Below are 17,365 nucleotides of genomic sequence, written 5' to 3'. Positions count from 1 at the left end.
GTTCAGCTCCCGATCACGCGGGTCTGCGCCGCCACCGGCAACAGCGGAGTGCCGTTGGGCGCGCAGAGCGCCTGGCTGTCCATCAGCAGCAGCGGCTGGCCGTTGCTGAACACCCGCGTCGCCGCCACCAGCCATTGCGCGGTGACGCAGGGCACCGGGCTGCCGGAGACGTTGAACGGGCAGCCGGCGATGACGTAGGGCGCGCTCATCAGCACCGTCGGCTGGCCGCCCACCAGCACCCGCGGGTTGGGCGCGGTGGGGGTGGCGGTGCCGCCGTGGGCGCAGAGCACGGTCGCGCCGACATGCAAGAGAGGGCCTGGCATCTCAGATCACCGTCAGCGCGCCGTTGTTGATGGTCACCGCCGGGCCCACCAGGGTGAGCGCGGCGCCCTTGCCGTTCTGGATGTAGATGCCGGTGTCGTTGACGATCAGCGTCGCCCCGGTGGCGCTCTTGAGCATGATGCCGCCGGTGGGGCCGGGCAGGTCGGAGATGGTCAGGCCGTTCTGCAGCGGCGTCTGCAGGGTGATCGCCGGCAGCCCCGGCGGGGTGGCCAGGGCCAGCGCCGGGATTTCCGCGGCGCTGCCCCAGAAGCAGCCGACCCAGATGGGGCTGTCCGGGTTGCCCTGTTCGAACTCCACCCACACCCCGGAGCCGATCACCGGCAGCGCCACCATGCCGTTCTGCAGCCCGGCGATGGGCACGCAGGGCATGGCCCAGCTCGCCGGCACCAGCCCGGCCACGTCGGGCACCTGCACCTGCAGGCGGCCCTGCTGCATGGGGTCGACGTTGTTCAGCACCATGCCGCGGTACTTGCCGTAGTAGCGTTGGCTCATGCGGGCACCCTCGGCGTGATGGACACCAGGCCGTTGCGCGTCAGCTGGAAGCTCTGGGTGAACTTGCCGCGGGCCAGGGTGCTGGTGACGCTGCTGACGTAGTACAGGCCGTCGTAGGCCACCCCCGCGCCGCGCACGCCCACCAGGCGCCGCGGGCGCAGCACGCGGCCGTAGCGCAGCACGTCGAGGCTGCCGCTGGCGCTGACCGCGTCCTGGGATTTCTTCGCCTCGGCCAGGCCGGCGGAAATGGCCTGCATGGGGTTCAGCTTGGCGGTGTCTTTCATCATCTTCAGGTTGGCGATGGGCGTGGGCAGGGCGCCCAGCGGCGGCTGCAGCGGGTTGAGGTTGGGGATCGGGATGGGGATGGGCGCGCGGGTCTGCGGATTCTGGATGTACACCACCGGCAGCACGCCCTTGGTCGGGTCGAAGCTGAAGTTCAGCGACTCGACGTTGGTGTGCGCGTCCATGTCGACGTTCAGCGCCGGCTGCGGCGGGCCGACCTTAATCTCCGGGCCGAAGTAGGCGATGTTGGTCAGCGGCACCTCGCCCGGCTCGATGTAGAACACGTGGCCGACCTCCTCGGCGAGCTGGCGGATGTAGGCCAGGTCGGTGCCCTGCTGCGCGGGGATGCGCTCGATGGGGATGGGCACGTCGGGGAACAGCGCCGGGATCGGCAGCGGGATGATGCCGAAGGCCGCGTACTTCGCGCAGATCAGCGCCACCCGCGCCTCGATGGGCATGGCCGGGTAGGGCAGGCCGGAGAAGTCGATCAGGTCCATCACCCGGGTCAGGTCCTCGCCGGTCAGGGTGATGCTGCCGGCCTGGCGGTCCTGCCCGGCCTGCACCTCGACGTTGGTCAGCACGCCGTCGAACAGCGGCTGCGCGCGCCCGCCGAGGGTGACCACCAGCACCACCCGCAGCGGCGGCGTGCCCAGGCTGGTGTTGTTGCCCACGGCGATCAGGAACAGGGTGTTGAGCTCGGAGCGGCTGTTGACCTTGAAGCGCAGCTGGAAGCCGCTGGCGCCCTCGCTGGCGCAGGTCACGCTGACCTCTTCCAGGGCGTCGATCAGCAGCGCCGGCACCGGGATCGGCACGATGGGCCCGATCAGCAGGCTCAGGTGCACGGCGCTACTCATGATTCGTCCCCCGGCACCCCTTCGGGCAGGGTGATGCGCAGGCTGCGCCCGGGCGTCTCGGTCAGCTCGTCCGGGCGCAGCGCGCCGTTGCCGTCGCACAGCCGCCAGTACTGCTGCGGGTCGCCCAGGTAGCGGGCGGCGAGGTTGTCGATGCGGTCGCCGGCTTCCACCAGATGCTCGCCGAGGGCGGCGAAGTTCTCCGGCGGCGGCACGAAGCGCCGCCGCACGTAGCTGAGCGCCACGCCGTCGGGGCGCGTCCACTGGGCGATGTCCAGGCCGTGGTAGCGACTGTCCGGGGCGAAGGCCGGGGCGGTCAGGGCGTTGGCCTGGAGAAAGGCCTTGAGCGGGTCGGTCATGGCAGGCCTCCGATGCCGAGGGCGTCGAAACCGAAGGTGGCGGCCTTGCCGGCCAGCTTCTCGCGGGATTGCAGGTAGGCCATGAACAGCCCGCCGCCCTTGTGCTCGAAGCCGAGGTCGGCGACCGAAAGCACGCGCAGGCCGAGGGTGACGGTGGCGTTGATCGGGTTGAGCTGCGGGTCGAAGGCCTCCTCGCTGATGGAGAAGTCGGTCACCCGCACCGGCACGATGCGCTGGGCGCCCCAGACGAACAGGGCCAGGTCCGACTCCATGGGGGCGATCTCGAGGATGCCCGAGGCCGCCTGCGCCTGGCTGGCCAGCAGGTCGGCCGCGCGCGGGTTGACCAGCGCCTCCAGCACCGCCAGCTGCGGGGCGATGCCGACCTCGCTGGCGGTCCTGTCGCGCTCGGGGAATTCCAGCTGGTCGCTGGCGTCGATCTCCGCCTCCAGCTGGAAGGTCTCCACCGCCGGGCCCTTCAGGCGCAGCGCATCGGAGCGCTCGGCGCCGTCGCCCATGCCCTGCACCTGCAGGCTGCGGCGCAGCTTCTCCGGGTTGTACTGCAGGGCGATCACCCGGCGCACCCGGGCCGAGCCGGGGTCGACCAGCACCAGGCCGGCCTTGATCAGTCGCGGTGAGCTGCTCAGCGTCATGCCGGCCTCCTGTCCTCAAGGGTTCGCATAGGTCAGCTCCGTGGTCTGGTCGGTCGCGGGCCACTGCTCGACGAACAACCCGGAGGCGTTGAACCAGCTGGAGCGGTGCAGGGTGACGCGCCAGCTGTCGTCGCTCAGCCGCTGCGTCGGCGTCAGGCGCACGAAGGCGCCCACCACGTACTCCCCGCGCTGGCGGGCGACGAAGGTCACCACCGTCTGCCCGACCGCCAGGCTGGTCTTGGGCACCAGGATGCGGCCGATGGTGGGCGAGCGCGCCAGCAGCGCGGCGATGCGCCGGCCGACCTCCGAGGGCGTTGCGGCCTCGGCCGTGGCCGGCGCCGGCTCGGGCAGCGCGGGTGTGGGCGTGGCCGTATCGTCCTCGCTGGGTTCGGCGTCGGGTTCGGTGCCGGCCGGCGTGCGCACCGTGGTCACCGCGGCCTGCAGGCTGGCGAGAATCTCGTCGACCGTCTGCTCCTGCACGCCGCCGAGCCCGGCGATCAGCCGGTCGGCCTCGGCGCCGGCGAGGTCGGCGGGGACGATGGCGAGGAAGCGCTCGACCACTTCGTCGGTGACGCTCGGCCCGCTGCCGCCGCGGCGCGTCATGGCGTCGAACAGCCGGCGCACCTCGGGGTTGGCCGCCAGGCGCTGGTTCAGTTCGTCGGAGATGCCCGGCAACGGCTCCGCCGGCGTCGGGGCGGGCGCCGGCTCGGCCGCGGTGCCCGCATCGGTATCCGCGTCGCCGCCACCACCCGCGTCGGCCGGCTCGCCGCGGTGCCGGGCTTCGAGCGCGGCGCGCATGGCTTCCAGGGTGGGTTGCGTGGCCACTTCGCCGCCGCTGGCCATCTCGCTGGCGCTGGCCAGCACTTGCAGGTCCTCGTCGCTGAAGGCGTCGGGGTTCTCGGCGATCGCCTGCATCATCTGGTTGGCGATCTGCTGCTGCGCGGCGCTGAGGTCGCCGGTCTGCGCCGCCTGCTCCAGCGCATTGCGCAGGGCTTCGTCGTGCTCCAGGCGCTCGCGCAGCTCCGGCGGCACCTCGATGCCGTCGCTGCGCATCGCTTCGAGCAGGGATTCCAGCGGCGATTCGCCCGGGCCCACGCGGGCTTCGGCGCGTCCGGAATAGAACACCAGCAGCGCGACTACGGCGAAGGCCTGGGCGTAGGCGGTGACGCGCCGTCCGGCCGCCTGGGGCGCATTGCGCAGGGCCGAGCGCATCAGCAGCGAGGTGGCCGTCAGCGCCGCGCCCAGCCAGCCGACCCGCGCCGCCTGGGGCACCCACTCGCCGTCTTCCTGGGGCGCGCCTTCCTCCTCCGTTTCCGGGCTGGGCCGGCCGGGGAAGGGCACCACATTGTCCGGCGGGGTGTCGGGCACGGGTTCGGTTTCCGGCTCGGGCGTCGGGTGCGGCTGCGGTTCGGGCCTGGGCTCGGGCACGCTGTCCACCACCGGCGGTGTGCCGGGAACCGAGTGTGGTTGCGGCACCGTGCGCGGCGCGGGCACCGGGACCGGCACCTCCACGTCCTCGCGTTCGCGCCGCGGCGGCCGGCAGGAGCACAGCCGGCGCGCCTCGGAGAAGGGCGGCGCGCAGAAGTAGCCGAACAGCCCGGGCCGCATCATCACCACCGACAGGCGTTGCTGCAGGCAGCCGGCGGACGCCGCCAGCGGGTCCGGCATGGGCAGGCCGCGGCCGACGGGGATGCTGGTGCGCAGGCGCTCGACCTCCACGGCCGGGTTCTCCACCGCGAAGGCGTCGTGCACGGCGTCCTCGTAGAAGTCCAGGTCGTCCATGCCCTCGCGCTCGCCGTGGGGCGTCGCCGCCTTGATCTCGCCGATCTGCACCCGCACCGGGATGCCGTTCTCGCGGGTGACGATGGCCAGGTCCAGGCGGCCGTTCTCGTCGGTCGGGCTGCTGAACGGCAGCTCCACGCGGCCACGGGGGAAGCGTGCGACGAAGGCCAGTTGCACGATGGCGTGGGCGGCGTTGCCGGCTTCCGCCGTGCCGAGCGGGCCGAACACCGCGCCGTAGCAGATGCCGCAACCGCCGGCGGCCTCTTCGGTGACCGAGAAGCGCTGGATGCGCTGGCGGCGCAGGACGCCGTCGACCCCGGCCGGCCCGCCCGCGCCAAGTCGTTGCACCGCGCGGTGGGCATCCTGTTCCAGGGCGTCGCCCGGCGCGCCGAGTTCCAGCGCCTGTTCCGCGGGCTGCTCGGCGGCCCCGCGTTGCTGGACGACGTGGGCCAGTTCGTGGGCAAGTAGCGCACGGCCGCTCGGCGTGTGCGGCTGGTAGCGGCCGCGGGCGAAGACGATGTGCTGGCCGACGGTGTAGGCATGGGCCGCGACGTCGCGGGCGGAGTCCGCCGCCGTGGCGTCGTGGTGCACGCGCACCCGGGCGAAGTCATGGCCGAAGCGTGGTTCGAAGAATGCCCGCGCCGGTAGCGGCAGCGGCTCCCCGGCCGAGCGCAGGGCCTGGCCTACGCTGCCCGGCGCCTGTTCGGCGGCCGCCGCGGGGCGCTCCGGTTGGCGGCTGATGCGTGGCGTGGCGATGTCTGGCGACACCTCGCTGGCAGAGTCGGCACCCAGTACCTGGGCAGCGGCGCGGTCGGCCTCGCGCTCCAGCGGGTCGTCGCTGGCGCCCACCGCCAGGCGCGGCTGCAGGCCCAGGGCGTGGGCGCGCCGGCATTCCTCGCACTCGCCGTCGAGCCCGGCGGCTTCGCCACCGCAGGCGCACTTGCGCTGCAGCAGCGTCGCCGGCTGTTCGCCGGTGGCGGCCGGGGCCAGGCTGGCGTGGCTGCTCACCGCCGGCCTCCGGTGGTTTTCATGCCCTCAGGGCGCCGGATACTGGTCACGGAAGTCTCCCTTGACCTTGCAGGCGTTCTTCGCGTCGGTGGCGGCGATGGTCTGCCAGGCCGAGCCGTCCCAGTAGGTCACGGTGCCGCCCTGGAGGATGCCCGGCTGCGGGCCGGTCTGGCCCTTGTGGCGCGATTCCACCACCGATTTCCAGGTGTCGATGATCGCCGCCACGTCGACCGGGTCGTCGATCAGCAGCGGCCGGTTCAGTTCGTTGATGCGCTTGGTCAGGTCGCTGCGCACCGCCGCGCCCTGCAGCGGCGCCGACTTGCGGTAGCCGAGGATCACGGCGTTGGGGAACAGGCTGGTGAATACCGCCACCGCTTCCTTGCAGAGCGTTGCGCAGCTGGTGCTGATCATCAGCTTGACGTTGGCGAAGCCGCCGGCCTTCTCGACGTAGCGCAGGTCGAAGCCGCGCGTCTCGTCGCCGTCGGCGAACAGGCCGGGGGCCTTGTACTGGGCGTACTGGTGGCCGCGGAAGTAGACGATGTCGGTGCGCCCCAGGTCGCCCAGGTCGGCTTTGGCGGTCTTCTTGGCCCGTGACTTGTGGGTGGCGCCCTCGGCGGACAGCTCGAAGGTGTCGGAGGCCAGCGACTCGCTGGCGCCGAGCTTGCCCAGGTGCGTCTTGATGTCCGGGGCGAAGCCCGGGTAGAAGCCGACGTAGCCGCCGAAGGCGGTGCCGGCGGCCTTCCAGGCTTCGTCGGCCTTGTCGGCGCTGAGCGTGCTGGCCAGGGCGCTCTTGACCTCGGCCTGCTGGGCGGCGCTGGCGCAGCGGCGGATCGGCTTGAGCGCGCGGATCAGCTGGAGCAGGTCGCCCTTGGCCGCCAGCTTGGCCTGGGCCTCGACCGCCTTGCGCGCCTTGTCGAAGTCGAACTTGGCGCACAGCGGGTCGGGGGCGGCGGCCTTGGGCTTGTCGGCCGGCTTGCGGCGCAGGCCGGGGCCCTGCTGCAGCACGTGGGTCAGTTCGTGGGCCAGCAGCTGGCGGCCCTCGGGGCTTTGCGGGCGGTACTGGCCGGCGGCGAACACCAGGTCGTGGCCGACGGTGTAGGCGCGGGCCTGGACCGCCTGGGCCGAGGCATCTGCCCTGGCATCGGCGTGCACGCGCACCTGGGCGAAGTCGTGGCCGAAGCGCGGCTCGAAGAAGCCCCGGGCCTCGGCCGCCAGGGGCTGGCCCGGTTCGCGCAATACGTCGTGGACGATGCCGGGTGCCTGGCCGGCGCCGGGGCCGGCGGTTGCCGGCTTGCGCGCTAGCGCGCCGCTGGTGGGCGTGACCTTCGCCGGCGGCTCGGCGGCCATGACTTGTTCGGCGACGCGGTCGGCCTCTTGTTCCAGCGGTTCGTCCTGGGCGCCGATCCACAGCTTGGGTTGCAGGGCCCCCTGTTCCTCGCGTTCGCATTCCTCGCACTGACCCTGGGGGCCGGAATCGCCACCGCAGGCGCACTTGCGCTGCAGCAGCCAGTCGGCCCCGCTGGCGGGCGAGGGCTCGCGGGTGCCGTGGGTGGCGATCATGGCTGCGGCCCTCCGTCCTTCGCGCCGCGCGGCGCCTGCGGCCAGAGCCCCTGGGGACCGTGCACCAGGCTGGCGGCCACGGCCTGGCCGAGCCCCTGCGCGCCGGCATCGGCGGCGATCCGCAGCTTGTCCGGACGGCGTGCGCGCCGCGGCTGCTCCTGCAAGGGCGGCAGACCGCTGGCGCCGAGCAGGCGCTGGACCTCCTGGCGCAAGGCCGCCGCCAGCGCGTCGGCGTCCGCCGGGTCGATGCCGCGCAGCAGCAGGCGGTCGATGTGCAGCACGATGCGCGTCATACCCAGCCCCTCGTCTCCGCGTCGGAGATCGCCTTGTCGCGTTTCGCCGCTTCCAGGTGCGCCGCCCGCAGCAACTGTGCCATGCCCACCGCGCCGCCGGCCTCGGCGGCGAGGAAGGCGGCGGCCAGGGCGATGTTGCGGATGCTGCCGCCGGGCACCGCCAGGCGTGCCAGCTTGGCGTAGTCCAGCGCCGCCAGCGGCGTGGCGGCGGGGAACACGCCGCGCCACAGGGCCTCGCGCTGGGCCGCGTCGGGGAAGGGGAAGTGCACCACGAAGCGCAGCCGGCGGGCGAAGGCGCCGTCCAGCGCGGCCTTGTGGTTGGTGGTGAGGATGGCCAGGCCGCGGTAGGCCTCCATGCGTTGCAGCAGGTAGCTGACCTCGATGTTGGCGTAGCGGTCGTGGCTGTCCTTGACCTCGCTGCGCTTGCCGAACAGCGCGTCGGCCTCGTCGAACAGCAGGATGGCGCCCAGCTCCTCGGCGCTGTCGAAGACGCGGCGCAGGTTCTTCTCGGTCTCGCCGATGTACTTGCTGACCACCGCCGACAGGTCGATGCGGTACAGCGCCAGGTCCAGGGCGTTGGCCAGCACCTCGGCGGCGAGGGTCTTGCCGGTGCCGGAGTCGCCCCAGAACAGCGTGGCGATGCCCAGGCCGCGGCTGCCGCCGTCGGCGAAGCCCCAGTCGTGGTGCACGGTGAGGCGGTGGCGGGTGTGCACGGCGATCTGCCGGAGTGTCTGCAACTGCGCTTCGGACAGCACCAGGTCATGCCATTGGGCGCGGGCCTCGATGGGCTGGGCCAGTTCGCTCATGGCCCGCGCGTCGCCGCGGCAGGCGGCGTGCAGGCGGGCCGGGTCGCTGGCGTCCAGCTGCGCGGCGATGCCGGCGATGCGCCGGGCGCCGAGGCGGTACTGGCCGGCCAGGGCATCGAGGGTCGGGGCCAGGGTGGCGGCCCGTTCGCCCAGGGCTTCGCGCCACAGGCGGCGCTGTTCGGGGACGTCCGGGCGGTCGACGGCGAAGGCTTCGCCGTCCAGACCGCAGGGCGCGCGGCTGGCCACCAGCAGCAGGCCGTCCAGGCGGGCGACGAAGGGCGCCAGCGGCTTGTCGTCGCCCTGGGCGACGATCAGCAGGGCGCTGCCGAGCAGAGCCGCCTCGCGCTGCCAGAGGATGGCCAGGGCTGCCTGTTCGTGGGCCGCGGCGGGGATGTCGGCGGCGCGCAGCTGGTACAGCGTCACGCCCAGGCGCTGGGCGATGTCGGCGGCGACGTCCTGCTGGCCGAGGGCGTCGTCGCCGTGCAGGAGGATCGGCAGCAGGCGGCCGTGGCTGCGCTGCAGGCGCTCGATGGCCGCGGCGACCACGGCCGCGTGGGCGTGGCTCATCAGTCCGGCGCCCGGCACTGCCTGCAGCAGCGGTTGCAGGCGCGGGTCGAGGTAGTTGAGGCCGCCGAGGAAGTGCAGCACGCGCTCGTCGATGCGCAGGCGGCCGGCGGTCAGCCCGGCGTTCTCGTCGACTTCCAGCAGGCGCCAGCGGCGCAGCGGCTCCGGCGGCGCCAGGGCGCTCCAGTGCGCCGCCGGCAGCGCCGCCAGGGCCAGGCCGAAGGTGGCCCAGGGCCGCGCCGGCTGGCCGCTGGCCTGGGCGCACAGCTGGGCCAGGCGGGCGTCCATCTCCACGCCGGCGGCGAGCAATAGCAGGTCGCGCTCGAAGGCGCTCAGTTCGAACAGCCGCGCCAGGCTGTCGATGGCCGCCGGCTCCTCCATCGCCGCGCGCAGGTCGGCCAGCCGGGCCTGGGCCTCGTCCGCCTCGCCGTCGCCGAGCAGGGCGCGCAGGCGGGCGAACTCGGCCACCAGCAGGCGCTGGTTGGCGGCGGTCCAGTCCGGGGCGGCGGGCGCGTTCATGTGAGGGTCAGCCTCTGCTCGAGGAAGCGTGGCGGCGTCTGGGCGTAGTCGACGATGGGGCTGTCGATGCCGTCGATACGCAGGCGCACCAGGTGTTCGCCGGCCTCGGCGTTGTCGATCAGGAAGTCGAGGCTGGCGGTGGGCGCGGCGAAGGCCTGCGGCGCCACTTCGCGCTGGCCGAGCAGCAGGCTGGCGCGCTGGCCGGGGCGCAGCTCGGGGGTGAAGGCGATGTTCACCAGCACGCTGCCGTCGCCGTCGCGGGCCAGGTTCTGCGGCAGGTTGGTGATTTCCGGGGCCAGGGTGAAGGCCAGCTGGTTGCTCTCCCGCGGTTGGCTTTCGCCGGGGCGCACCAGGCGCGCGCAGGCGGCGTAGACGCCGACCGGGAAGTCGGCGGCGCGCGCGGCGGGGATCAGCAGGCCGAGGCTGTCGCCGAGGTTGGCGCCGCTGGCCGGGAGAATCTCGTCCAGTTCGAAGCGCGGGTTGCCCAGGCGCACCTCGCGGGCCGCGCCGTCCAGGTGATGGCCGCGCAGTTCGATGGCGTGGCCCAGGCGCGCCACCGGCTGGGCGTCGGCCGGCAGTATGGCTTCCAGGGTCGGCAGCGCCGGGGTCAGGCCGGGGGCGACCAGCACGCCGCGCTCGCGGCCGCTGTCCACATCGACCTCGCCGCGGCTGAGCACCGGCAGCGGTACGCGGGTGGGGCGCTCGGCCTCGATCAGCACCACCGACACCAGGTAGGCGGCGCTGGGGCGGAAGCTGGACTGGGTGGCGGCCCAGAGCTTGGCGCTTTCCTCGGTGTTCAGCGCCTGCGGGGTGATGCGCAGCTGTTCCACCTGCTCGGCCAGGCCGCATTCGGCGAGGCGTTGCAGCGCCGCGGGGAGGACCAGGCCGAGGTCCGGCGAGGGGTTGAGCGCGGTGCGGATCATCTCGCGGGTGAGCACCGGGAATTCGTGCATCAGCTGCATGGCGTAGCCGAGGAGGATTTCGCCGTGCAGGTCGCCGCCGCTGTAGGCGGAGAGGAGGTAGTGCAGGTCCAGCGCCAGCGGCGGGTTGCCAAGGCGCTGGCGGCCGTCGGCGCTGTGGCCGGGCAGGCCCTGGCTGCGCCAGGCGGCGTTGGGCGTGACCTGGTAGAGGAACAGGTTGAGCTGGCTGGCCTCGGTGCCGTCGGCCGGCACCACGCGGTCCGGCGGCAGCACGCTGACGGTCACGGTGGTGCCCAGGGTGCCGGCGACGTTGTGGTTGACCAGGCCGTCGTTGAGGCGGTCGCGCAGCACGGCGGTGACGCCGGCGATGGCCAGGGCGCTGCTCATGGCCGCTCTCCGTTGCGCCGCGCCAGGTAGTCGTCCAGCGACAGCGGCGGCGGGCCCTTGCGCGCCTCGCGGCGGGCGGGCGCGGCTTCCTGGATGGCGGTGACCTCGATGCGGCCGATATGGATATGCACCTCGTCGGGCTGCCTTGACTTGGGCTCGGCCTGGGTCGGCGCAACCCTGGGCTGGGGCGCGATCGCTGGCGCCATGGGGGCGAGCAGCGGCGGCAGGCGCGGGGTGGCGGGCGAGGGCGGTGTTGCATCGGCCCTTGCCGGGGCTTCGTGGCGGGGCACTGCCGGACGGCTTCCCGTGGGCGGCGCGGCCGTTTCCTGCACGGGGATGTCTGGATTGTTCGGCACCTGGACGAACAGATTCAGCGGCTGCTCTGCCAGCAGTGGCTCGGGTGGCATGGGTTCCAGCGCTGGCGGTTGTTCTTCGGCCCGCGCTGCTGAAGCCGGTGGCATTTCACCCGGCATCTCCGGCCTGGCCGCGCGTGGCTGTATTGGCGGCGCGGCAGGTGCGGGCGCGACGACCGAAGGTACGGGTCGCTCCATGAGGCTGGGTGCCGCTGCGCCGGGCAAGGCCGTCGGCGGCAGCGACTCGACACTCTCCAGCCGCTCGGGCGCCGGCTGGAATGGCAGGCGCGCCGGCGCGTGCAGGGTGACGCCGCGCTGGCCGCCGGCCTGGGCGGCGAGGCGGCGCAGCAGCCCGCTCATGGCGCCACCCGCGCGAGGTAGGCGGCGCGGCGCGCATCGCCCAGGGCGAGTATCTGCGCTTCGCTCCAGCCGTAGGCCCGGGCCAGCAGATGGATTTCGTCGAGCAACTGCTGCGCGCTGCCGTCGATTTCCTCCCACAGGTAGGCGGCGACGTCTAGGCTGGCCTCACCCTCCGCGCCGCACGCCGGACAGCGGTAGGCCAGGGCCAGGTCGGCCCAGGGATCGGCCGCCTCCAGCGCGGCTTCCAGGGCTTCGCGCAGTTCGCCCAGGGCCTGTTCGTCCCGTGGCAGCGCCGTGGCGTCTTCCGCGCAGGCCAGCAGTAGTTGATTGGCGGCGTGTTCGGTGTCGGCCAGGCCGGCGATGGCGGCCAGGTCGCGGCTGGCCGGGCAACGGAAGCGCAGGCCCTGCACCTCGACCTGTTCCGGCGGCGCCTGCAGCGGCGGCAGCTGCGCCGGCTCCAGTTCGAAGGCCAGGCGTTCGCCGCAGCCGGGGCAGTCCAGCCACAGCGGCAGGCGGTTGCCGAAGGTCTCGCGGCGCAGGCGCATCAGCGCGGCGTTGCAGGCGCCCAGGGGCGCGTCGGCGAGGCTTTCCGGCGGCCGTTCCGGGGCGGCCTGGGCGAACAGCAGCAGGGCGCGGTCCAGCGGGTGGCGCCGCGCGCCCTGTTCCCAGAGCGCCAGCAGCTGCGCGCAGCTCAGCGCGGCCATGGCCTCAGGCCGGCTCGTTGTAGCTGGGTTCGGTCGGCTCGGTCACGTCGTAGTCGCGTTCCCAGCCTTCGTTCTCCAGCTTGAGGGTCTGGATGGCCACCGCGTTGGCGTTGGCGTCCAGGTCCGGCAGCGCCTGGTATTCCGAGACCCAGCAGCGGAACACCTTGTAGGCCAGGGCGAGCTGGCCGGCCTCGTTGTACACCTCGATGATCAGGTCCTTGCGGAAGTCCTTCAGCGACACTTCCGCGCCAAGGCCGGCGCCGAAGTTCCAGACCTTGTTGGCCCAGCGCTCGAACTCGGTGTCGTGGGTCACCCCGCGCTCCAGGGTGATGGCCTCGAACTTGGTGCGCCCGGGCGACTTGCGCGAGGTGGACGGGTCGCCGCCTTCGCGGTGCTCGACCAGTTCGGTGCTGCGCTTCAGGGCGCCGACCTTGCTGATGCCGGCGACGTAGCGGCCGTCCCACTTCACGCGGAATTTGAAGTTCTTGTACGGATCGAAACGCTGGGCGTTGACGCTGAACTGTGCCATGGAAGGTTCCTCCCTAGACGGCGACCTGGCCGGCCATCTGCTGCAGCTTGATGACCACGAACTCGGCGGGCTTGAGCGGGGCGAAGCCGACGTGGATGTTCACCACGCCGCGGTTGATGTCGCTCTGGGTGGTGGTCTCGCGGTCGCACTTGACGAAATACGCCTCGCGCGGGCTGCTGCCCTGGAAGGCGCCCTGGCGGAACAGGTCCTGCATGAAGGCGCCGACGTTGAGGCGGATCTGCGCCCACAGCGGCTCGTCGTTGGGCTCGAACACCACCCACTGGGTGCCGCGGAATAGGCTTTCCTCGAGGAACAGCGCCAGGCGCCGCACCGGCAGGTATTTCCATTCCGAGGCCAGCAGGTCGGCCCCGGCCAGGGTGCGCGAGCCCCACACCAGGTGGCCGGCCACCGGGAAGCTGCGCAGGCAGTTCAGGCCCAGGGGGTTGAGCACGCCGTTCTGCCGGTCGGTCATGGCGTAGGTCAGGGCCTGCACGCCGGAGAAGGATGCCGCCAGGCCCGCCGGCGCCTTCCACACGCCGCGCTGCACGTCGGTGCGGGCGATGATCCCGGCCACCGCGCCGCAGGGGGCGAAGTCGGCCGCGCGGTTCTCCGCCAGCGGATCGGCCAGGCGCAGGCGCGGGTAGTAGGCCGCGGCGTTGATGGCGTCGTCGTTGCCGACGCTGGCGCGCAGGGCGTTGACCCCGGTTTCCGCGTCGCTAATGGCGCTGCCCGGGTTGGCCGTCCAGTCCGCCGGCGCGTCGATGATCAGCACCGCGCGGCGTTCCTGGCAGTAGCCGGCGGCGGTGGCCCAGGTGGCGGGGTCGAGGTCGGCCTCGCGGGTCAGCGGCGGGATGCACAGCAGGTTGAACAGGTCGGCCGCTTCCAGGGCGTAGATGCCGCTGCGCAGGTCCTGGTCGCCGGTGATGTCGCCGTCGTCGAGGTCGCCGCCGTCGTCGCCCAGGGTGCCGGCGGCGGTGGCGGTGCCGTCCTCGTTGGCCACGGCGACGGTGGCGTCGGTCGGGCTTTCGGTGGTCGGCGCCGAGGTGAGCACGCGGACCAGCGCTGACTGTTCCTTGAGCAGGGTGTCGACGAAGCGCGGGCTCAGCGGGTCCACCGAGACGTTGCGGAACACTTCCGAGGCCAGCGTGGTGGTGCCGCCGGGGCGGTCCAGTTCCTCCACCAGCAGGTTGAACAGCAGGGTGTCGGTCGTGTCGCGGGTGGCGTGGTCCACCGTCGCCCGCAGGCGGTTGCCCCAGGCGCCGGGGCTGGCGGCGGCGAGCACCAGGCTGCCGCCGGCGGTGGCCAGGGTGAGGGTGGCGGTGTCGTCGTCGAGGTCGCCGTTGAACACCCGGACGATCAGCGCGTCGCTGCCGCCATGCTGGAAGAACTGCATGACCGCGTAGCCCAGGGTGCTGGGCTGCCACAGGCCGCCGAACAGCCGGCTGTACTCGGCGAAGCCTTGCACGCGCACCGGGCGGTTCACCGGGCCGCGCAGGGCCCGGCCGACGAAGGCGGTGATGGAGGTGGCGACGCCGGTGATGCTGCGCACGCCGCTGGGTACTTCTTCGATGTAGACGCCGGGATAGGTGAGGTTGGACGGCATGAGCGGAACTCCTCAGCAATCACTCTGAAGTCCGGTCTCGGCGGAACGGCGGCGGACCGGGTATGGAACTACTCGGTGCACAGGGGACGATGCGGACTGCAGGACAGCACGCGATCGGGAAGACGGGCATCGATGCCCGGCGTGGCAGGAAGGGGAGATGGGGGATCGCGTCCTTGCTGCGAGGTCAGGCCTTGATGCGGGACTGCGGGAACCCGATTGCCCAGACGGGCCGAAGGTCTGTTGACCAACATAGTTCAGCGCCAGGGGGGCGCAATGGTGTCACCGTACTGGCCAATGCACGGTCGGGATACTGGCGAAAAAATGGCAGTCGGGCTGGGAAGCGCAGCGGCCGTGGCTGCCGCCGGCAGGGCCGCAAAGGCGCGTGGCTGGCGCCGCAGCGACGAACGGTAGAGGGCAGGGCCCGCGGCCGACGCCGCGGGCCCGGGGCATCAGAGGATGCTCAGCGGGTACTCGATGAAGGCGCGCACCTCGTTGAGGTCCGGGCCGACGTCGTTGTCCGCGCGGTAGATGGAGTTGCGCAGCTTGAACGACAGGTCCTTGGCCGGGCCGCTCTGGATCACGTACTTGACCTGGTTGAACAGCTCGCGCTCGGTGCCGTCGGAATCGCCGCCGGTGTCGATGTTGTCGCCGCGCACGTAGGCGATCTTGTAGGTCAGCCCGGGCACGCCGTAGCCGCCGAAGTCCAGCTCGTAGCTGGCCTGCCAGGAGCGTTCGTCCTTGAGGTTGAAGTCGGCGTAGTAGGAGTTGGCCAGGTAGATGGTGCCGCCGCCGTCGCCGTAGTCGTAGGCATAGCCGGCATCGCCGCTGCTGCGCTGGTGGGCGAGGATGAAGGCGTGCGGGCCGACGCTGTACTTGGCCGCCAGGCTCCAGATGGTGTTGCGGTCGTTGTCGCCGTCGCCGCCGAAGTCCAGCGCGGCCTGGGAGCCGTCGTCGTACTTGGTGCGGTAGATGTTGAAGTCGAAGTTCAGCGCCTGCTCGGCGGCCAGCGGCAGGGTGTAGTTGAGGTTGGCGTAGGTCTTGGCGAAGACGTCGCGCACGTCGCTGTGGTAGAGCGCCACGCTGAGGTCGTCGGTGACCGCGTAGCTGCCGCCGTAGAGGTAGATCTCGTCCAGGTGGTTGGGGTCGCGCGCCGGGCTGCCCATGGGGCTGTCGGCGGTGAACTTGCCGACGTTCAGCTGCAGGCCCTTGATCTCCTCGCCGCTCAGCAGCACGCCGGTGAAGGATTGCGGCAGCATGCGCGAGTCGTCGCGGGAGAGCACCGGCAGGTCGGGGAACTGGTTGCCGTACTTGATCACGGTATTGGAGAAGCGCAGCTTCACCGCGCCGCCGGCCTCGGACAGGCTGTCCACCGGCTTGCCGTCGTCGTGCTCGTTGAAGATGCCGGTGTAGTTGCGTCCGCGGCCGCTGTCGAGCTTGACGCCGAGCAGACCGTAGGCGTCGACGCCGAAGCCCACGGTGCCCTGGGTGAAGCCGGACTCGAAGGTGCCGATGAAGCCCTGGCCCCAGACCTTGGCGTCGTTGGTGTGGTCCTTGTAGTCGCGGTTCCAGTAGACGTTGCGCAGCAGCAGGTCGAGCCTGGCGTCCTCGATGAATCCCTTCGACTCGTCCTGGGCGCTGGCCTGGGCCAGCTGGGCGCCTGCGGCCATCACGGCGAAGGCCAGCGCGTGGCGTTTCATGATCCTCATGGATATAGCTCCTTTGGTTTCCAACTTTCAGGTTTTAGCAGTTTTTCGTGCTATCACCAGTGACCGGGTTGTCATTCGTCGGAAATTTCCTACGACTGGAAGCCGCGTGCTAGAGCCTGGCGCTGTGGATTCCGTGATGGCGATCTAGTGGCGTTTGCCTGACGGAAGGGGCGCGAGGCCCCTTCCGCGAGGGCGGTTCAGTAGCTGAAGAAGCCCTGGCCGCTCTTGCGACCCAGGCGGCCGGCCGCGACCATTTCCTTGAGCAGCGGAGCGGGGCGGTACTTGGAGTCGTCGAAGCCGTCGTAGAGCACCTGCATGATCGCCAGCAGGGTGTCCAGGCCGATCAGGTCGGCCAGGGCCAGCGGGCCGATCGGGTGGTTGCAGCCCAGCTGCATGCCGGCGTCGATGTCGGCGGCGCTGGCCAGGCCTTCCTGAAGCACGAAGATGGCCTCGTTGATCATCGGCACCAGGATGCGGTTGACCGCGAAGCCCGGGGCGTTCTTCACGCTCACCGCGGTCTTGCCGACCAGGCCGGCGAAGGCCATGGCGCGGGCGTGGGTCTCGTCGGCGGTCTGCAGGCCGCGGATCACTTCCAGCAGGCCCATCACCGGCACCGGGTTGAAGAAGTGCAGGCCGATGAAGCGCTGCGGGTTGCGCACCACCACCGCCAGCTGGGTGATGGAGATGGACGAGGTGTTGCTGGCGATCACGCAGTCGGGGCCGACCAGCTCGTCGACCTGGCGCAGGATGCGCAGCTTGAGTTCGAGATTCTCGGTGGCGGCCTCGATCACCAGGTCGGCGTCCTTCAGCGCGGCATAGTCGGTGCCGCCCTGGATGCGCGCGAGGATGCCGGGCTTGTCGGCGGCGGCCAGCTTGTCCTTCTTGATCAGCCGTTCGAGGTTGCCGTCGATGGTCTTCAGGCCGCGTTCGACGGCGGCGTCGGAGACATCGACCATCGCCACCTGCAGCCCGGCGGCGGCGCACACCTGGGCGATGCCATTGCCCATGGTGCCGGCGCCGATCACGCCGATCTTGCGGATGGGGGAGTCTTGGGTGCTCATTTCTTGTCAGTCCTCTCTGGAATCGAAGCAGGAAGCCCGCGGGCGCCGGCGGCGACGATAGCGCAGGCGCCGGCTGACGGCGAGCCTCCGGTGACGTTGGGGGCCGGCAGCTGTGACTTTGCCGAGGGCATATGTGCCATTTCGTGGCCGGATAGTCTGTGTGGGTGGGGCGGAGGGGGAGTGTTTGACGCAGTATTGTCGGGAGTTGCGGATGGGGAGGGGAGCGGAGTACAG

The 17,365-nt window shown here is 71.7% G+C and carries 16 protein-coding genes; all 16 read right to left on the bottom strand.

Going from position 1 to position 17,365, the window contains the following annotated elements:
- Positions 1-2: 2 nt before the first annotated feature.
- Positions 3-323, bottom strand: a complete 321-nt coding sequence (locus BM060_RS15670) for a hypothetical protein (RefSeq protein ID WP_074980873.1) — start codon at positions 321-323, stop codon at positions 3-5.
- 1 nt (position 324) lies between these two features.
- Complete coding sequence (locus tag BM060_RS15665) at positions 325-834, bottom strand: phage baseplate assembly protein V (protein ID WP_074980872.1); 510 nt, start codon at positions 832-834, stop codon at positions 325-327.
- Positions 831-1,970 (bottom strand): hypothetical protein, encoded by a 1,140-nt coding sequence (locus tag BM060_RS15660; protein WP_074980871.1) that lies wholly within the window; start codon positions 1,968-1,970, stop codon positions 831-833. Before BM060_RS15660 ends, BM060_RS15665 begins: the two co-directional genes overlap by 4 nt.
- On the bottom strand, positions 1,967-2,326 hold the full coding sequence (locus BM060_RS15655; RefSeq protein WP_074980870.1) for a hypothetical protein: 360 nt from the start codon (positions 2,324-2,326) through the stop codon (positions 1,967-1,969). Before BM060_RS15655 ends, BM060_RS15660 begins: the two co-directional genes overlap by 4 nt.
- A complete protein-coding gene (locus tag BM060_RS15650) occupies positions 2,323-2,976 on the bottom strand; it encodes a hypothetical protein (protein ID WP_074980869.1) in 654 nt (217 codons plus the stop codon). The genes BM060_RS15655 and BM060_RS15650 overlap by 4 nt, the downstream gene beginning before the upstream one ends.
- 15 nt (positions 2,977-2,991) lie before the next feature.
- A complete protein-coding gene (locus BM060_RS33145) occupies positions 2,992-5,766 on the bottom strand; it encodes an eCIS core domain-containing protein (RefSeq protein ID WP_074980868.1) in 2,775 nt (924 codons plus the stop codon).
- Between the two features lie 27 nt (positions 5,767-5,793).
- Complete coding sequence (locus tag BM060_RS15640; RefSeq protein ID WP_074980867.1) at positions 5,794-7,326, bottom strand: eCIS core domain-containing protein; 1,533 nt, start codon at positions 7,324-7,326, stop codon at positions 5,794-5,796.
- Positions 7,323-7,619: a hypothetical protein gene (locus BM060_RS15635; protein ID WP_074980866.1), complete on the bottom strand. Its 297-nt coding sequence runs from the start codon at positions 7,617-7,619 to the stop codon at positions 7,323-7,325. Before BM060_RS15635 ends, BM060_RS15640 begins: the two co-directional genes overlap by 4 nt.
- Positions 7,616-9,508, bottom strand: coding sequence for an ATP-binding protein (locus tag BM060_RS33540; protein WP_074980865.1), 1,893 nt, complete (start codon positions 9,506-9,508; stop codon positions 7,616-7,618). The genes BM060_RS15635 and BM060_RS33540 overlap by 4 nt, the downstream gene beginning before the upstream one ends.
- The gene (locus tag BM060_RS15625) at positions 9,505-10,815 is read right to left on the bottom strand and encodes a Pvc16 family protein (RefSeq protein ID WP_074980864.1); all 1,311 of its coding nucleotides are present in this window, start codon (positions 10,813-10,815) and stop codon (positions 9,505-9,507) included. Before BM060_RS15625 ends, BM060_RS33540 begins: the two co-directional genes overlap by 4 nt.
- A complete protein-coding gene (locus BM060_RS32480; protein ID WP_135499777.1) occupies positions 10,812-11,528 on the bottom strand; it encodes a hypothetical protein in 717 nt (238 codons plus the stop codon). Before BM060_RS32480 ends, BM060_RS15625 begins: the two co-directional genes overlap by 4 nt.
- Complete coding sequence (locus tag BM060_RS15620; protein WP_074980863.1) at positions 11,525-12,232, bottom strand: hypothetical protein; 708 nt, start codon at positions 12,230-12,232, stop codon at positions 11,525-11,527. Before BM060_RS15620 ends, BM060_RS32480 begins: the two co-directional genes overlap by 4 nt.
- 4 nt (positions 12,233-12,236) lie before the next feature.
- Complete coding sequence (locus BM060_RS15615) at positions 12,237-12,761, bottom strand: phage tail protein (protein ID WP_074980862.1); 525 nt, start codon at positions 12,759-12,761, stop codon at positions 12,237-12,239.
- A 13-nt stretch (positions 12,762-12,774) separates the two neighbouring features.
- Positions 12,775-14,364 carry a phage tail sheath family protein gene (locus tag BM060_RS15610; protein WP_074980861.1) on the bottom strand — a complete coding sequence of 530 codons (1,590 nt, stop codon included), beginning with the start codon at positions 14,362-14,364 and terminating at the stop codon, positions 12,775-12,777.
- A 449-nt stretch (positions 14,365-14,813) separates the two neighbouring features.
- A complete protein-coding gene (locus tag BM060_RS15605) occupies positions 14,814-16,070 on the bottom strand; it encodes an OprD family porin (protein WP_135499779.1) in 1,257 nt (418 codons plus the stop codon).
- Between the two features lie 197 nt (positions 16,071-16,267).
- Positions 16,268-17,131: a 3-hydroxybutyryl-CoA dehydrogenase gene (locus tag BM060_RS15600; protein ID WP_074980860.1), complete on the bottom strand. Its 864-nt coding sequence runs from the start codon at positions 17,129-17,131 to the stop codon at positions 16,268-16,270.
- Positions 17,132-17,365: the final 234 nt, after the last annotated feature.

It is taken from the genome of Pseudomonas citronellolis, assembly GCF_900112375.1.
GTDB lineage: Bacteria > Pseudomonadota > Gammaproteobacteria > Pseudomonadales > Pseudomonadaceae > Pseudomonas > Pseudomonas citronellolis.
Note: the sequence above shows the minus strand (reverse complement) of the source record. Positions and strands in the feature narration are given on the sequence as shown.

Bases quoted from the DNA above. Each gene is read 5' to 3' on its own strand.
- BM060_RS15640 (WP_074980867.1), bottom strand. From the start codon at position 7,326: ATGATCGCCACCCACGGCACCCGCGAGCCCTCGCCCGCCAGCGGGGCC.
- BM060_RS15605 (WP_135499779.1), bottom strand. From the start codon at position 16,070: ATGAGGATCATGAAACGCCACGCGCTGGCCTTCGCCGTGATGGCCGCA.
- BM060_RS15600 (WP_074980860.1), bottom strand. From the start codon at position 17,131: ATGAGCACCCAAGACTCCCCCATCCGCAAGATCGGCGTGATCGGCGCC.
- BM060_RS15660 (WP_074980871.1), bottom strand. From the start codon at position 1,970: ATGAGTAGCGCCGTGCACCTGAGCCTGCTGATCGGGCCCATCGTGCCG.
- BM060_RS15625 (WP_074980864.1), bottom strand. From the start codon at position 10,815: ATGAGCAGCGCCCTGGCCATCGCCGGCGTCACCGCCGTGCTGCGCGAC.
- BM060_RS15655 (WP_074980870.1), bottom strand. From the start codon at position 2,326: ATGACCGACCCGCTCAAGGCCTTTCTCCAGGCCAACGCCCTGACCGCC.
- BM060_RS33540 (WP_074980865.1), bottom strand. From the start codon at position 9,508: ATGAACGCGCCCGCCGCCCCGGACTGGACCGCCGCCAACCAGCGCCTG.
- BM060_RS15610 (WP_074980861.1), bottom strand. From the start codon at position 14,364: ATGCCGTCCAACCTCACCTATCCCGGCGTCTACATCGAAGAAGTACCC.
- BM060_RS32480 (WP_135499777.1), bottom strand. From the start codon at position 11,528: ATGAGCGGGCTGCTGCGCCGCCTCGCCGCCCAGGCCGGCGGCCAGCGC.
- BM060_RS15615 (WP_074980862.1), bottom strand. From the start codon at position 12,761: ATGGCACAGTTCAGCGTCAACGCCCAGCGTTTCGATCCGTACAAGAAC.
- BM060_RS15650 (WP_074980869.1), bottom strand. From the start codon at position 2,976: ATGACGCTGAGCAGCTCACCGCGACTGATCAAGGCCGGCCTGGTGCTG.
- BM060_RS15635 (WP_074980866.1), bottom strand. From the start codon at position 7,619: ATGACGCGCATCGTGCTGCACATCGACCGCCTGCTGCTGCGCGGCATC.
- BM060_RS15665 (WP_074980872.1), bottom strand. From the start codon at position 834: ATGAGCCAACGCTACTACGGCAAGTACCGCGGCATGGTGCTGAACAAC.
- BM060_RS15670 (WP_074980873.1), bottom strand. From the start codon at position 323: ATGCCAGGCCCTCTCTTGCATGTCGGCGCGACCGTGCTCTGCGCCCAC.
- BM060_RS15620 (WP_074980863.1), bottom strand. From the start codon at position 12,232: ATGGCCGCGCTGAGCTGCGCGCAGCTGCTGGCGCTCTGGGAACAGGGC.